This window comes from Neisseria arctica (assembly GCF_022870905.1).
Lineage (GTDB): Bacteria > Pseudomonadota > Gammaproteobacteria > Burkholderiales > Neisseriaceae > Neisseria > Neisseria arctica.
Window position 1 is genome coordinate 2197771 of record NZ_CP091510.1, and the last position, 13085, is coordinate 2210855.

General features: G+C 47.1%; 17 protein-coding genes and 1 pseudogene. 2 read left to right on the forward strand and 16 right to left on the reverse strand.

From position 1 onward, the window contains the following. Positions 1-61: 61 nt before the first annotated feature. The 10 genes and pseudogenes from rpsQ to rplC all read right to left on the reverse strand — a co-directional run bounded on the left by rpsQ (position 62) and on the right by rplC (position 4661). On the reverse strand, positions 62-325 hold the full coding sequence (rpsQ, locus tag LVJ86_RS10145; RefSeq protein ID WP_047760992.1) for a 30S ribosomal protein S17: 264 nt from the start codon (positions 323-325) through the stop codon (positions 62-64). Beyond that, positions 325-516, reverse strand: coding sequence for a 50S ribosomal protein L29 (rpmC, locus tag LVJ86_RS10150; protein WP_047760993.1), 192 nt, complete (start codon positions 514-516; stop codon positions 325-327). The genes rpsQ and rpmC overlap by 1 nt, the downstream gene beginning before the upstream one ends. Then, the gene (rplP, locus tag LVJ86_RS10155) at positions 516-932 is read right to left on the reverse strand and encodes a 50S ribosomal protein L16 (protein ID WP_047760994.1); all 417 of its coding nucleotides are present in this window, start codon (positions 930-932) and stop codon (positions 516-518) included. The genes rpmC and rplP overlap by 1 nt, the downstream gene beginning before the upstream one ends. Next, positions 916-1614, reverse strand: coding sequence for a 30S ribosomal protein S3 (gene rpsC, locus LVJ86_RS10160; RefSeq protein WP_047760995.1), 699 nt, complete (start codon positions 1612-1614; stop codon positions 916-918). The genes rplP and rpsC overlap by 17 nt, the downstream gene beginning before the upstream one ends. Positions 1615-1623: 9 nt before the next feature. Beyond that, a complete protein-coding gene (gene rplV / locus LVJ86_RS10165; RefSeq protein WP_047760996.1) occupies positions 1624-1953 on the reverse strand; it encodes a 50S ribosomal protein L22 in 330 nt (109 codons plus the stop codon). Between the two features lie 8 nt (positions 1954-1961). Further along, on the reverse strand, positions 1962-2240 hold the full coding sequence (rpsS, locus tag LVJ86_RS10170; protein WP_002215422.1) for a 30S ribosomal protein S19: 279 nt from the start codon (positions 2238-2240) through the stop codon (positions 1962-1964). Between the two features lie 5 nt (positions 2241-2245). Then, entirely contained in the window at positions 2246-3079 is an 834-nt protein-coding gene (rplB, locus tag LVJ86_RS10175; RefSeq protein WP_047760997.1) for a 50S ribosomal protein L2, read from the reverse strand. Between the two features lie 5 nt (positions 3080-3084). Continuing rightward, a complete protein-coding gene (gene rplW / locus LVJ86_RS10180) occupies positions 3085-3399 on the reverse strand; it encodes a 50S ribosomal protein L23 (protein ID WP_200900171.1) in 315 nt (104 codons plus the stop codon). After that, a complete protein-coding gene (rplD, locus tag LVJ86_RS10185) occupies positions 3396-4016 on the reverse strand; it encodes a 50S ribosomal protein L4 (RefSeq protein ID WP_047760999.1) in 621 nt (206 codons plus the stop codon). The genes rplW and rplD overlap by 4 nt, the downstream gene beginning before the upstream one ends. Further along, positions 4016-4661: pseudogene (gene rplC, locus LVJ86_RS10190) on the reverse strand (50S ribosomal protein L3). Before rplC ends, rplD begins: the two are co-directional and overlap by 1 nt. 480 nt (positions 4662-5141) lie before the next feature. On the opposite strand from rplC, the gene LVJ86_RS10195 reads away from it, so the two are divergent. After that, positions 5142-5555: an META domain-containing protein gene (locus tag LVJ86_RS10195; protein WP_053008333.1), complete on the forward strand. Its 414-nt coding sequence runs from the start codon at positions 5142-5144 to the stop codon at positions 5553-5555. Positions 5556-5797: 242 nt separating this feature from the next. Here the strand turns inward: LVJ86_RS10195 and LVJ86_RS10200 are convergent, their stop codons facing one another. Further along, a complete protein-coding gene (locus tag LVJ86_RS10200) occupies positions 5798-6601 on the reverse strand; it encodes a carbon-nitrogen hydrolase family protein (RefSeq protein ID WP_047761001.1) in 804 nt (267 codons plus the stop codon). Positions 6602-6760: 159 nt separating this feature from the next. Here LVJ86_RS10200 and LVJ86_RS10205 point away from each other — a divergent pair, with 159 nt between their 5' ends. Beyond that, on the forward strand, positions 6761-7078 hold the full coding sequence (locus LVJ86_RS10205; protein WP_047761002.1) for a hypothetical protein: 318 nt from the start codon (positions 6761-6763) through the stop codon (positions 7076-7078). 158 nt (positions 7079-7236) lie between these two features. On the opposite strand, the gene oppF is transcribed toward LVJ86_RS10205, so the two are convergent. From oppF to LVJ86_RS10230, 5 genes are all read right to left on the reverse strand, one after another. Further along, the gene (gene oppF, locus LVJ86_RS10210) at positions 7237-8232 is read right to left on the reverse strand and encodes a murein tripeptide/oligopeptide ABC transporter ATP binding protein OppF (protein ID WP_047761003.1); all 996 of its coding nucleotides are present in this window, start codon (positions 8230-8232) and stop codon (positions 7237-7239) included. Continuing rightward, entirely contained in the window at positions 8229-9200 is a 972-nt protein-coding gene (gene oppD / locus LVJ86_RS10215) for an oligopeptide ABC transporter ATP-binding protein OppD (protein ID WP_047761004.1), read from the reverse strand. The genes oppF and oppD overlap by 4 nt, the downstream gene beginning before the upstream one ends. 9 nt (positions 9201-9209) lie before the next feature. After that, positions 9210-10118 carry an oligopeptide ABC transporter permease OppC gene (gene oppC, locus LVJ86_RS10220; RefSeq protein WP_047761005.1) on the reverse strand — a complete coding sequence of 303 codons (909 nt, stop codon included), beginning with the start codon at positions 10116-10118 and terminating at the stop codon, positions 9210-9212. A gap of 63 nt (positions 10119-10181) precedes the next feature. Next, positions 10182-11102 (reverse strand): oligopeptide ABC transporter permease OppB, encoded by a 921-nt coding sequence (oppB, locus tag LVJ86_RS10225; protein ID WP_047761006.1) that lies wholly within the window; start codon positions 11100-11102, stop codon positions 10182-10184. A gap of 103 nt (positions 11103-11205) precedes the next feature. Continuing rightward, positions 11206-12867 (reverse strand): ABC transporter substrate-binding protein, encoded by a 1662-nt coding sequence (locus LVJ86_RS10230; RefSeq protein ID WP_047761007.1) that lies wholly within the window; start codon positions 12865-12867, stop codon positions 11206-11208. Between the last annotated feature and the right edge of the window lie 218 nt (positions 12868-13085).

The following is a 13085-nucleotide window of genomic DNA, read 5'->3' on the forward strand; positions in this document are numbered from 1 at the left end:
CAGGCAAATTAAAATTCCTGCAATACTTCGTTTCTTACTACACACTAAACTGTCGTAAAATTTAAACAGTACGTGCTTTTTCTACCAATTCGGTAACAACCCACGATTTGGTCTTTGACAACGGGCGAGTTTCAGAAATAACCACCACATCACCAATACCATATTGATTCTGCTCATCATGAGCATGAATTTTGGTAGAACGACGGATAATTTTACCATATAAGGGATGCTTCACTTTACGCTCCACCAATACAGTTACTGTTTTATCCATCTTATCGCTAACCACTTTGCCTTGCAAAGTACGAACATTCTTAACTTCGCTCATTACTTGGCACCTTTTTCAGTTAAAACGGTTTTAATACGAGCAATGTTACGGCGTACTTTTTTCAACTCGCTGGTTTTTGCCAACTGGCCAGTTGCATGCTGCATACGCAGGCCAAACTGTGCTTTCAGCAAGTCAAGCAGATCAGCATTCAATTGCTCAACAGATTTGTCTTTCAATTCATTGGCTTTCATTATTGACCTACCTGTCTTACTACAAATACAGTCGGAATCGGCAACTTGGCAGCCGCTAGCTCAAAAGCTTCACGAGCCAACGCTTCCGGCACGCCATCCATTTCGTATAATACTTTGCCTGGTTTAATTTCAGCAACATAATACTCAACGGAACCTTTACCGCCACCCATACGGACCTGGATTGGTTTTTCAGTAATTGGCTTGTCTGGGAAAACACGAATCCAAATACGGCCACCACGTTTAATGTGGCGCGTCATAGTACGACGTGCAGCTTCAATCTGACGTGCAGTCAAACGACCACGACCAACAGCCTTCAGACCAAATTCACCAAAGCTAACTTTATTACCGCGTGTAGCAACACCTGTATTACGGCCTTTATGCTGCTTGCGGTATTTCATTCTAGTTGGCTGCAGCATGACGACCACCTGCCTTTCTTTGTTTCTTCTCTTGCTCAGGCTTAGCTTGGGCTTTCTCATTACCTTCGCCAGTATAAACCCAAACTTTCAAACCCAAAACACCGTAAGTAGTATGCGCTTCGCTAGTTGCATAATCCACGTTTGCACGCAAAGTATGCAACGGCACACGTCCTTCACGATACCACTCACTACGAGCAATATCAGCACCATTCAGACGACCAGAGGTCATAATCTTGATACCTTTAGCACCAACACGCATTGCATTTTGCATTGCACGTTTCATAGCACGGCGGAATTGAACACGTTTTTCCAGTTGCTGGGCAATGCCATCTGCAATAATTTGAGCATCTAACTCAGGTTTACGAATCTCTTCAATGTTTACGTGAACAGGAACACCCATAAGTGCCTGCAGATCACGCTTCAACACTTCAATATCCTCACCTTTTTTACCAATTACTACACCCGGGCGAGCTGAATGGATGGTAATACGAGCCGACTTAGCAGGGCGCTCAATTACAACACGACCAACGGATGCATTAGCCAGACGCTTGCGCAAATAATTGCGAACATCAATGTCTTGCTTCAAGACAGTAGAAAATTCGTTACTTTTGGCAAACCACTTAGAAGACCAGTCTTTTGTTACCGCCAAGCGAAAACCGGTAGGGTTAATCTTTTGTCCCATAGCTTTTCCTTAGTTGCCAACTGTCACATTGATATGACAAGTTTGTTTTTCAATGCGGTTACCGCGACCTTTGGCACGAGCTTGGAAGCGTTTCAGACTGGGACCCTTGTCCACAAATACTGTTACAACTTTCAATTCGTCAATATCAGCACCTTCATTATGTTCGGCATTTGCAATAGCCGATTCCAGCACTTTTTTAACTAACTCAGCGCCTTTTTTCGGGCTGAATGCCAAGATATTCAAGGCTTGGGCAACATCTTTACCGCGAATTAAATCTGCAACCAAGCGTGCTTTTTGTGCAGAAATGCGGGCGTTTTTATGTTGTGCACTTACTCTCATGATTCACCTTATTTCTTTTTAGCCTTTTTATCAGCCAAGTGGCCTTTAAAGGTACGGGTCAATGAGAACTCACCCAACTTATGACCAACCATATTGTCGCTGATAAATACAGGCACATGTGTACGGCCATTGTGAACAGCGATGGTCAAGCCGATAAAATCGGGCAAAATGGTAGAACGGCGCGACCAAGTTTTAATTGGACGCTTGTCGTTGCTTGCACGAGCAGCATCTACTTTTTTCAGCAAATGCAGGTCTACATATGGGCCTTTTTTTAATGAACGAGCCATATCAATTAACCTTTATTTGAATAACGGCGGCGGACAATCATATTATCCGTGCGTTTATTGTTACGAGTACGGTAACCTTTAGAAGGCGTACCCCATGGGCTAACCGGTTCACGAGCTTCGCCAGTACGACCCTCACCACCACCATGCGGGTGATCAACCGGGTTCATTACAACACCGCGAACAGTCGGGCGAATACCACGCCAACGGTTGGCACCAGCCTTACCGATTTTCTTCAGGCTTTGCTCTTCATTACCTACTTCACCAATAGTGGCACGGCAATCAACGTGGATTTTACGCACTTCGCCAGAACGCAAACGCACTTGTGCATACACACCTTCTTTAGCCAACAATACGGCAGACGCACCAGCAGAACGCGCGATTTGCGCACCTTTACCAGGCTTCATTTCAATACAGTGGATGGTGGTACCAACCGGGATATTGCGAATCGGCAAAGTATTACCTGATTTGATAGCAGCCTCAGAACCTGAGAGCAATACTGCACCAGCCTGAATGCCGCGAGGCGCAATAATGTAACGGCGTTCACCATCGGCATAGCACAGCAGAGCGATGAATGCAGTGCGGTTTGGATCATATTCAATACGTTCAACTTTAGCCGGGATACCGTCTTTGTTACGTTTGAAATCCACTACGCGGTAATGGTGTTTATGGCCACCACCTTTATGACGAGTTGTGATATGACCGTTATTGTTGCGGCCGGCAGTTGAATTTTTCTTTTCAACCAGTGGTGCATAAGGTGCACCTTTGTGCAAACCTTCCGCAGTAACGCGAACCATGCCGCGACGACCAGCAGAGGTAGGCTTCATTTTTACAATAGCCATTTTACTTATTCCTTATCTGCAGCTGCAGCAGCGGCTTCCAAGTCCAGCGATTGGCCGGCAGCCAAGCTCACATAAGCTTTTTTCACATCGCTGCGACGACCAATAGTACGGCCGAAGCGTTTTACCTTACCTTTTGTAGTAACGGTAGTAACGGCAGCAACTTCAACACCAAACAACAATTCAACAGCAGCTTTAATTTCTTGCTTAGTTGCATTAGGCAACACTTTGAAAGTCATTTGGTTACGTTTCTCGGCCAGCAGGTTGCTCTTTTCAGAAACAACAGGAGCCAAAATTACTTGCATCAGGCGTTGTTGGTTCATACCCATTGCTCCTCCAGTTGTGCAACCGCTTCTTTAGTGATCACAACTTTTTTGTAGCGCAACAGGCTGTAAGGATCAGCTTGCTGAGCTTCCAAAACCAATACATTCGGCAAATTGCGTGAAGACAGGTATACGTTTTCATCCAATTGCTTGGTAATGAACAATACTTGCTCCAAACCCAAATTTTTCACTTGTTCGGCAAACTCTTTGGTTTTAGGGGTTGCGGCAGACAATTCGTCAATCACAAATAAACGCTCGTCACGTACCAGCTGAGACAAAATAGCAGCCATACCGGCACGGTACATTTTACGGTTTACTTTTTGAGTGAAGTTTTCAGACGGCTTATTCGGGAACGCACGACCACCACTACGCCACAGCGGAGAAGAAGTCATACCGGAACGTGCACGACCAGTACCTTTTTGGCGCCATGGTTTTTTAGTAGAGTGTTTTACTTCTGCACGTGTTTTTTGGGCACGGTTACCTGAGCGAGCATTTGCCAAAAAAGCAGTTACCAGCTGATGAACCAATGCTTCGTTGTATTCACGGGCAAACAAAGCATCAGAAGCAGTCAGACTGCCTGACACTTGGCCTTTTGCATCAATTACTTTCAATTCCATTACGCACCTACTTTCACGCTAGGACGCACTACTACGTCACTATTAACGGAACCGGGTACCGCACCTTTAACCAAAAGCAGCTGACGCTCTACATCAACGCGGATAACTTCCAAGCATTGAACGGTAGCTTTGGTGTTGCCGTACTGACCGGCCATACGCTTACCCGGGAATACACGACCCGGATCTTGTGCCTGGCCGATAGAACCAGGAACACGGTGAGAGCGTGAGTTACCGTGTGAAGTACGTTGTGAACCGAAGTTATGGCGTTTGATAGTACCGGGAAAAACCTTTACCTTTAGAGGTACCGGTAACATCAACCAATTGGCCTGCCTCAAACATAGCGACAGTGATTTCATCGCCGGCTTTCAGCTCACCCAATTTTTCCTCAGTCAAAGCAAACTCAACCAAACCACGACCGGCTTCTACGCCGGCTTTGGCAAAATGGCCTGCTTCGGCCTTGGTTACGCGGTTAGCTTTTTTCTGACCAAAGGTAACTTGAACGGCAACATAACCGTCAGCATCTTTGGATTTTACTTGTGTAACGCGATTAGCAGACATATCCAACACGGTTACCGGAACAGATGCACCTTGTTCGTTAAACACGCGGGTCATGCCCACTTTGCGTCCAACCAGACCTAAAGTCATGATTATTTTCCTTTTAAAATAAAGGGATCAGCTACGATTGGCTGACCAATTCGGACAAAATAAATACTTGGTAAAAATACCAAGCATCGAAATATATCATAAAAACAAATCAATTTTCAAGTAAAATCTTGTCTTTACATATCATGGAACAGCTATAAACCAACACTTTATTTATCTGAAGAAGCCTATGCGCTTCATTAATCAAAATTGCACTTATCCGCACATGACATAGCCATTTCAAAGCATGAAAAACTCTCAATCTGATATAAACACCATAATAAACATAATAAAACCTCTGCTGCCTCCATGCATTAATAAAAATAAAATTATTGACTCGTAAAAAGTTGTCGTCATATCACTCTTCGTGTATTTCGCCCGTTTAGAATTTATCCTCTAATAAACTTAACGAGTTACTTTACGATATATATACAAGCCGTCTGAAAAGATAATTTTTATATAAATTCCGAAGGATGTTTTGCTATGAAAAAGCTTTTCTTACTACTGCCGCTTTTAAGCGGCTGCGTCATCCCGATTATAGCCCCGGTTCCCCAAAGCACATTTGCCAATCCTCTCTTAGCTAACCAATGGCAGATTACCGAAGCCAACGGTGAACGCATTGAAAACACATCCGCAACTTTATTATTAAGAAAAGACCGCTACTTCTCCGCCGAAACCGATTGTAATAATTTAATGGGAAGCTATAGCTTATCGGGTAATTACGAACTGAATTTTGCGATGCCTGCATCCACGCGTATGTCTTGTCGTGATATGCGCAATGAAGTGCTGATATCTGCCGCACTACCTAAAGTAAACAGTTACCGCTTAATTGGAACCGGTATTGAAATGCTGGACAAAAACCGTCAACCCGTATTACGCGCCATACCGAAACAATAAACTATCCGTGCCTCAACCGCTACACAATGCTGGTGAAATACTCATGCAACATGGTTTTTAACAGTATGAGAGTCGGCATAGTCAGTACCATTCAAAACGGTATTGCTTTATTTAAAGTTTAATTATCGAATATCGATAAAAGTGAAAAACACAGGCCGTCTGAAAATTTTCATACGGCCTGTGTTTTTCAGTAAGTGACTTTATCAGAATACGTCCCTGACCAGCATATTCTTTTAGCCAACTTACAAACAACGGTGGCCCAATGCAGGCAGACGGTTACGTACACTCAACAAACGCGCTTCATCCAAAGTAGCACTAACCACGCCCTCACCTTCAGGCAGAACAGCCAATACTTCCCCCCACGGATCAATAATCATGCTATGCCCAAACGTACGCCGCCCGCTTTCATGTTTGCCGCCCTGCCCCGAAGCAATCAAATAACATTGGTTTTCAACCGCACGGGTTTTCAACAACAATTCCCAATGCGCCTTACCCGTCGTATAGGTAAATGCGGCCGGCAGCAACATGATATCAAAAGGCAGTTGGGCACGGAAAAATTCAGGAAAGCGTAAATCATAGCAAACACCCGCAGCCACCCTTATTCCTTCAATCTCCCATGAGGGTACGCGATTACCGTTTGCAATGGTATCCGATTCTGCGTAACGCTCTCCTAAACCCGAATAGCCAAAAAGATGCATTTTATCGTAACTGCCAATACACTGCCCGTCTCGTCCGTATACCAGCATCGTATTCAAAACCTTACCCGGCTCACTACTTTTTAAAGGCACTGTACCGCCGAATAAAACAATACCGTGCTCACCCGCCGCCTCGCTCATGGCCGTCTGAAAATCACCGTTCCCCAAAGGCTCGGCAAAAGCCAATTTATCAGTATCACTCGCCCCCATAATCGGCCAATATTCAGGCAGCAATACCCAATCGGCTCCACCTTCCGCAGCCTCGGCAACCAAGCGGCGCATGGCAGCGATATTATCCGACGGGCGGGTGGAGGATACCATTTGTACTGCAGCGGCCCGGATATTTTTCATGGTGATTTCCTTGTCGTTGATTTGCACTTAGTTAGGGTATTTTGACAGGTGTTCTGTTACACTTTTAAAAGCATATATATATCCATCTTAGCTTAATTGATAGGGAATACCTTCCCTTGCATATAAATGCTGCTTTTTCCATCGTACAAGAAAACCGCTATGAAAAAAACCGCTTTTGTTGTTACCGCCCTTTTACCGGCACTGGCATTAGCCGATATCAATCTCTACGGTACTATCCGCAGCGGGCTAAGCGTCTCCCAAACCCAAATCGGCAACACGCACTTCAACCGCAGCTCCGTGGATGATTTAGGCAGCTATATCGGGATACGCGGCAACCATCCTATTGGCAGCAGCAACATGATTTGGCAGTTCGAGCAAAACACACCAATCGGTCAAAACGGTTCATTACGCGAGCATTTCCGCAATCGTAAAGAACGTAACGGCGATAGCGGATGGTTTGTCGGCATTTCCGATTAAGAGTTTTACAAAACAATTTGGATTTTTAAATCCCAGGCCTAACTTTACTCGAACCTCTAGGCCATGCCGGCTACAAAGCCGACTTAGCGTTCCCTATAAATAAAATGCCGTCTGAAATTTTCAGACGGCATTTATTACTTTGTTTCAACAACAGAATATTAATCTGCGGCGAGATACTTCACACATGCTGCACGGTGTGCCGGCCCGCCTTTTAATTGCGGTTTTTCTTTGGCACACAGTTCTATAGCTTCAGGGCAGCGTGTACGGAAAACACAGCCCGAAGGCGGGTTAAGGGGGCTGGGCAAATCACCCGGCAACAATTCTATATGTTTGCCCCGCTCAATCTTCGGATCAGGAATCGGTACCGCACTCATCAAAGCACGCGTATACGGATGTGCGGGGGCGCCATATACAGCCTGGTCTTCGCCCAATTCGACGGCATTCCCCAGATACATCACCAATACACGGTCGGAAATATGCTTCACCACTGATAAATCGTGGGCGATAAAAATCATCGCCAAGCCCATTTCGCGTTGAATCTGCTTAAGCAAATTTACCACTTGCGCCTGAATTGATACGTCCAATGCCGAAACCGGCTCATCACAAATCAAGAGCTTGGGTTTCAAAATCAAGGCACGAGCAATACCGATACGCTGGCATTGGCCGCCCGAAAACTCATGCGGGTAGCGGTTAATCTGATTAGGCAGCAAGCCGACTTTACCCATCATTTCCTTCACCCGCGCCATCACTTCGGCTTTGCCAAGTTCGGGGTAAAACGTTCGCAGCGGCTCGGCAATAATATCGCCGACGGTCATACGCGGATTCAGCGATGCTAACGGATCTTGGAAGATCATTTGGATATCCCGCCGCTTCAACCGCAGTGTTTTTGCATCCAGCTTGGTCAAATCCTGCCCCTGCCACAAAACACTGCCCGACTCGGCTTTCACCAAACCGATAATCGCCCGCGCCAAAGTGGATTTGCCGCAACCCGACTCACCCACCACACCAAGCGTTTCTCCCGGTTGCAAATCAAACGACACACCGTTCACAGCCTGCAACAAAGCGGTTTTTTGCCAAGGCCAGCTTTTGGCTTCGCGAACACGGAATACAACGCGTAAATCGCGTACCTGTAATAAAGGCTGAGTCTGCTTCATACATCCGCTCCTTCCATCTGCCAAAAACAGGCGCGTCGGCTGCCGTCTGCTTGTTGCGTTAATAGCGGCTCACTGTGCCGACACACATCGGTTACATAATTACAGCGCGCTTGAAACGGACATCCCGGCGGCAATGCCGCCAAATTGGGCGGGTTACCCACGATGGTTGGCAATTCGGCTTCCTCTCCATCCAACCGCGGCACAGCCCCCAACAAACCGATGGTGTAAGGATGGGTCGGCCGGTAGAAAATCTGCTCGATACCACCATACTCCATCGTTCTGCCGGCATACATCACCAAAACATGATCACAAATACCCGCTACAACACCCAAATCATGGGTAATCATAATAATGGTCGTGCCAAAATCACGTTTCAAATCGTTCAGCAAAGCCATAATCTGCGCCTGTACGGTCACATCCAAAGCAGTAGTCGGCTCATCGGCAATCAACAGCTTCGGACGGCACAGCAAAGCCATGGCAATCATCACCCGTTGGCGCATGCCGCCTGAAAACTCATGCGGATACATATCGATACGCTTTTTTGCCTCGGGGATTTTTACCGCTTCAAGCATACGGATGGCTTCGGCCCGCGCCTCGGCCTTACCCATACCTTTGTGCAGCATCAGCACTTCGGTAAGCTGCGCACCTACTTTCATATATGGGTTAAGCGAAGTCATCGGATCTTGAAAAATCATCGAAATTTCGCTGGCACGGATTTTATTCAATTCTTTTTCGGGCAAACCGACCAATTCCCGCCCGTTAAATTTTACCGAACCTTTTACCTTACCGTTTTTCGCCAACAAACCCATCACGGCAAAAGCGGTTTGCGATTTGCCCGAGCCGGACTCGCCGACTATCCCCAACGTTTCGCCTTCGTGCAAATCGAAATTGAGTTTGTTGACGGCGGTTACATCGCCGTCTTCGGTGCGGAACACCACCTGTAAATCTTTTACGCTCAACAAGGCCATTGTGTTTTCCTACCTGTCTTTCGGGTCGAGCGCATCGCGCAAACCGTCACCGATAAAGTTAAAGCAAAATAGGGTGACTACCAAAAACACGCTCGGGATCAGAATCTGCCACGGTGCCACCTGCATGGTTTGTGCGCCCTCTTGCAACAAGGCACCCCAACTGGTCATCGGTTCCTGAACGCCCAAGCCCAAAAAGCTCAAGAACGATTCAAACAAAATCATGCCCGGCACCAGCAAAGAAGCATAAACCACTACCACACCCAAAACATTGGGAACGATATGGCGGAATACGATCGCCGTTTTCGATACGCCGCCCACTTCCGCGGCTTCGACAAACTCTTTACGCTTAAGACTCAGCGTTTGACCGCGCACGATACGCGCCACGTCCAGCCATGACACCAAACCGATGGCTACGAAAATCAGCACCAAATTACGGCCGAAAAAGGTAACCAGCAAAATCACGAAAAACATGAACGGAAAGGCGTTGAGAATTTCCAAAAAGCGCATCATCAGCATATCGGTTTTACCGCCGAAAAAGCCCGATACCGCGCCGTATACCGTGCCGAACAATACGGCCACCAACGCGCCCGCCAAACCCACCATCAGCGAAATACGACCACCCATGGCCACACGCACCAACAAATCGCGCCCGAGCGAATCGGTACCGAAATAGTGTCCGCCCTCCATCTGCGGCGCCTGCTGCATCGCCCCCCAATCGGTATAATCATATGCAAACGGTGAAAACAAAGGAGCCAGTAGCACGAATGCCGTTACCAATATCAATACCGCCATACTGGCCAAGGCGGCACGGTTTCGCTTAAACCGCCGCCAAGCATCCTGCCAAAGGCTACGTCCTTTCACTTCAGCTGCTTCTGCCAATGTTTCCACGGCGGCAAGCTGGTTTTGGGTTAGTTTCATAATGTGTTCTTAATCGTTATCTATCGAGGCCGTCTGAAAATATTTCAGACGGCCTGATGGTTATCAATAGCGTATTTTCGGATCTATGACCGCATACAGAATATCTACCACCGCATTGAATGCAATGGTTAATACGCCTACCAAGATAGTCAAACCCAACACCATACCGTAATCACGGTTGAGTGCACCGTTCACGAACAATTGGCCGATACCGGGCAAACCGAAAATGGTTTCAATCACAATCGAGCCGGTAATGATGCCGACAAATGCCGGGCCAAGATAGGAAATCACCGGCAACATGGCGGGGCGTAAGGCATGTTTCAAAACGATTCTGTGTAAAGGCAGCCCTTTGGCGCGCGCCGTGCGGATAAATTGGCTGTTCATCACTTCAATCATCGAACTGCGCATAATGCGGGCGATACCGGCTACATAAGCCAATGCCAAAGCTGCTACCGGTAATACCAAATTAGCCGCCGCCCCACCGTTCCAGCCGCCTGCGGGCAACCATTTAAGGCCGATGGCGAAAATCAACACCAGCAAAGGTGCTTTTACAAAATTGGGAATCACCACACCCGTCATGGCCAAGCTCATCAGCAGATAATCCAACCATGAATTTTGCTTCAGCGCGGCAATCACGCCCAATACAACACCCAACACCAAAGCAATTAAGAACGCATAAATGCCCAACTCCAACGAAACCGGAAACGCTTGGGCAAGCAGCTCGTTAACCGAATAATCTTTGTATTTGAACGACGGGCCGAAATCACCCTGTGCCAGTTGTTTGAGATAATTGACATACTGTATGTGCAAAGGGGCGTTCAAATTGTATTTGGCTTCGATATTCGCCAACACCTCGGGCGGCAGGTTGCGTTCACCCGTAAACGGGCTGCCCGGCGCCAGCCGCATCATAAAAAACGATACGGTAATCAAGACCAAAAGCGTGGGAATCGCCTCAAGCCCCCTGCGGAAAATCAGTTTCAGCATAACTTTCTTTCATACTCCATTACCAAAGACGGAATATCCGTATGGCCAATGATAAGTAAACTTTCAGACGGCCTATGCCGTCTGAAAGTATGCCGCGGATACATTAATGCTTGGCAACCGACATATATTTCAAATGGAAATTATCCATCGGATCTTTGACAGAATATCCCTCTACATAAGGTTTAACCAAGCGCACATTGGCATAGTGGTAAACATTGATATTGGGCATATCCTTATCCAATACAGCCTCCGCCTGACGGTAAAGATCCGCACGCTGCTCCGTGCTGATACCCGGCTTGAGGGTTTCGGCCATCAAACGATCGAACTCGGCGCTACTGTATTTGCCGTGGTTGTTGCTGTTGCCCGTTTTCAGAATATTCAAGAAAGACGAAGGCTCGTTATAGTCGGCACACCAACCTGCGCGCGCCATTTGGTATTTACCGCTGCGGCGGCTTTCCAAGTAAGTTTTCCATTCTTGGTTGGCCAAATTCACATTTACAAAACCCAAAGTCTGCTTCCACAATGCAGCGGCAGCTACGGCGTTTTTCTTGTGGTTTTCATTGGTGTTGTAAAGCAAATCAAACGAAAGCGGTTTGGCTTCGCTGTAACCGGCCTCTGTCAAGAGTTTTTTCGCTTCGGCAACGCGCTGTTCTTGGCTCCATCCTGCCCATTCGGGTTTGTTGGGGACAATGCCTTGTGTAGCCGTGGGTGTAAATTGGTAAGCCGCCGTTTCGCCGCGTCCGACCACTTTTTCGGCAAAAGTATCGCGGTCTAAGGCCAATGCCAAAGCACGGCGCACACGGACATCGTCAAACGGCGGTTTCACCGTATTTGTTTCATAGTAATACACGCACAAAAGCGGACTGGTTTTCATTTCCTCTCCCATTTCTTTTTTCAGGGTTTGGAATTGATCGCTGGGCAAGTCGTTATAGGTGAAATCCACCTCACCCGCTTTATAACGGTTTACATCAGTAGGCGGCGAAGAAATCGGCAGGAAAACGGCACGGTCGATTTTCGTATTGGCATTATCGTAATACCCAGGATTGCGCTCGAGCACGATTTGGCTGTTTACTTCCCAGCTCTTGAGTTTATACGGGCCGTTGCTGACAAAATTTTCAGGCGAAGTCCATTTGTCGCCATGTTGTTCAACCGCTTTTTTATTCACCGGCTTCACCGAAGTATGTACCAACATATCGGGGAAATAAGGTACCGGCTGGCTGAGGGTGATTTCCAAAGTGCGCTCGTCTACCGCTTTCACGCCCAACGTATCGGGAGCTTTTTTACCGTTCATCACATCGCCGGCATTCAATACGTGCGCATCATCCAAATAGCTGGCATAAGGCGAACCGGTTTTCGGATCAACCAAACGGCGCAAGCTGTAAACAAAATCTTCGGCGGTAACGGGTGAACCGTCGCTCCATTTTGCATCACGCAGTTTGAATATCCACACTTGGTTATCGGCACTTTCCCAAGATTCGGCCATACCCGGCGCGGTATTTCCGTCTTTATCGGTCGAAGTCAGCCCTTCGAGCAGCTGGGTCAGCAAATGTGATTCCGGCACGCCTGAAACTTTATGCGGGTCAAGAGACTCAGGCTCCGCACCGTTGTTTATGGTAATGCTCTGTGATCCCTCAGAAGCACCGCCTGCCGAACCGGAAGCCGCCGGCGCAGCAGTTTGCGCATTATCTTTATTACACGCACTCAAGCCAAAAGCCATACCCAAAGCCAGCAACAGCGCGCCCGGCCGTACGATAGAAGAATTCATTCTCACCACTCCTTATTGATTGCTCCGGCAAGCCCGGATTCTTGTTCAAACTTACAATGGTTTACATTTTTGTGGCAATTTATTTCAATCGTCAAGCATTTTTTCACTCAGTCATACGAGTAAAAGGCACGGTAATACTGGCTATATTTCATTATTTTTTGCTATAACGGCAAGGCCGTCTGAAACTTTCAGACGGCATTAAAGATTAATATGATAAG